The 2,500-nt window shown below is 57.5% G+C and carries 2 rRNA genes and 1 pseudogene (1 of these 3 cut by a window edge); all 3 read right to left on the reverse strand.

Going from position 1 to position 2,500, the window contains the following annotated elements:
* A pseudogene (locus ACFVV5_RS19025) lies at window positions 1-189 on the reverse strand (hypothetical protein); the annotation flags it as partial.
* A gap of 142 nt (window positions 190-331) precedes the next feature.
* Window positions 332-448: ribosomal RNA gene (gene rrf / locus ACFVV5_RS19030) — 5S ribosomal RNA — on the reverse strand.
* A 73-nt stretch (window positions 449-521) separates the two neighbouring features.
* Window positions 522-2,500 (reverse strand): 23S ribosomal RNA (locus ACFVV5_RS19035); it runs 1,145 nt beyond the window's last position.

Below are 2,500 nucleotides of genomic sequence, written 5' to 3' on the forward strand. Positions count from 1 at the left end.
GAGAACGGTACGGTCCTGGACGATTTTGTGCACGCGGGTCAGGGCCGTCCCCATGTAGTCGCGGAGGGAATCGTCGTACGAGGTATGGTGCCCCAGCTCGGTCAGGTAGCCGGCGAGGATGCGATTGGCGAGCGGCTCACTGTCCACCAGCACGCCGTCGTTGTCGAAGATGACGAGGTCGTAGCCCATGACTCAACAGTACGAGCCGGCCACCGGCCGACCCAGTGACCCATGCCGGGCCATCCGGGTATGAAGAGACGAAGACCCCGGAACGCAGAAAAGCCCCGCACCGAACCCGTAAGGGCTGGTGCGGGGCTTTCCCACAATGATTGTTCGGCGGCGTCCTACTCTCCCACAGGGTCCCCCCTGCAGTACCATCGGCGCTGAAAGGCTTAGCTTCCGGGTTCGGAATGTAACCGGGCGTTTCCCTAACGCTATGACCACCGAAACACTATGAAGTTAACCAACCGGATGACAACACGGTCGTTACTTCAGAACTAACACAGTGGACGCGAGCAACTGAGGACAAGCCCTCGGCCTATTAGTACCAGTCAGCTCCACCCGTTACCGGGCTTCCACATCTGGCCTATCAACCCAGTCGTCTACTGGGAGCCTTACCCTCTCAAGGAGGTGGGAATACTCATCTTGAAGCAGGCTTCCCGCTTAGATGCTTTCAGCGGTTATCCCTCCCGAACGTAGCCAACCAGCCATGCCCTTGGCAGGACAACTGGCACACCAGAGGTTCGTCCGTCCCGGTCCTCTCGTACTAGGGACAGCCCTTCTCAATATTCCTACGCGCACAGCGGATAGGGACCGAACTGTCTCACGACGTTCTAAACCCAGCTCGCGTACCGCTTTAATGGGCGAACAGCCCAACCCTTGGGACCGACTCCAGCCCCAGGATGCGACGAGCCGACATCGAGGTGCCAAACCATCCCGTCGATATGGACTCTTGGGGAAGATCAGCCTGTTATCCCCGGGGTACCTTTTATCCGTTGAGCGACGGCGCTTCCACAAGCCACCGCCGGATCACTAGTCCCGACTTTCGTCCCTGCTCGACCCGTCGGTCTCACAGTCAAGCTCCCTTGTGCACTTACACTCAACACCTGATTGCCAACCAGGCTGAGGGAACCTTTGGGCGCCTCCGTTACCCTTTGGGAGGCAACCGCCCCAGTTAAACTACCCATCAGACACTGTCCCTGATCCGGATCACGGACCGAGGTTAGACATCCAGCACGACCAGAGTGGTATTTCAACGGCGACTCCACAACCACTGGCGTGGCTGCTTCAAAGTCTCCCACCTATCCTACACAAGCCGAACCGAACACCAATATCAAACTGTAGTAAAGGTCCCGGGGTCTTTCCGTCCTGCTGCGCGAAACGAGCATCTTTACTCGTAGTGCAATTTCACCGGGCCTATGGTTGAGACAGTCGAGAAGTCGTTACGCCATTCGTGCAGGTCGGAACTTACCCGACAAGGAATTTCGCTACCTTAGGATGGTTATAGTTACCACCGCCGTTTACTGGCGCTTAAGTTCTCAGCTTCGCACACCCGAAAGTGCACTAACCGGTCCCCTTAACGTTCCAGCACCGGGCAGGCGTCAGTCCGTATACATCGCCTTACGGCTTCGCACGGACCTGTGTTTTTAGTAAACAGTCGCTTCTCGCTGGTCTCTGCGGCCACCCCCAGCTCACGGAGTAAATCCGATCACCAGTGATGGCCCCCCTTCTCCCGAAGTTACGGGGGCATTTTGCCGAGTTCCTTAACCATAGTTCACCCGAACGCCTCGGTATTCTCTACCTGACCACCTGAGTCGGTTTAGGGTACGGGCCGCCATGAAACTCGCTAGAGGCTTTTCTCGACAGCATAGGATCATCCACTTCACCACAATCGGCTCGGCATCAGGTCTCAGCCTTATATGAGGGACGGATTTGCCTACCCCTCGGCCTACACCCTTACCCCGGGACAACCACCGCCCGGGCTGGACTACCTTCCTGCGTCACCCCATCGCTTACCTACTACCACCTTGGGCCGGCGGCTCCACCACTTTCCTTTCCCCGAAGGGTCCGGAACGGCTTCACGGCCTTAGCATCAGAGGATTCGATATTGGGCGTTTCAAAGCGGGTACCGGAATATCAACCGGTTGTCCATCGACTACGCCTGTCGGCCTCGCCTTAGGTCCCGACTTACCCTGGGCAGATCAGCTTGACCCAGGAACCCTTAGTCAATCGGCGCACACGTTTCTCACGTGTGTATCGCTACTCATGCCTGCATTCTCACTCGTGAACCGTCCACAACTAGCTTCCGCTGCTGCTTCACCCGGCACACGACGCTCCCCTACCCATCACAGCGGGCGTTGGCCCTATTGCTGCAATGACACGACTTCGGCGGTACGCTTGAGCCCCGCTACATTGTCGGCGCGGAATCACTTGACCAGTGAGCTATTACGCACTCTTTCAAGGGTGGCTGCTTCTAAGCCAACCTCCTGGTTGTCTCTGC

This window comes from Leifsonia sp. NPDC058248 (assembly GCF_042881905.1).
Classification (GTDB): domain Bacteria; phylum Actinomycetota; class Actinomycetes; order Actinomycetales; family Microbacteriaceae; genus Leifsonia.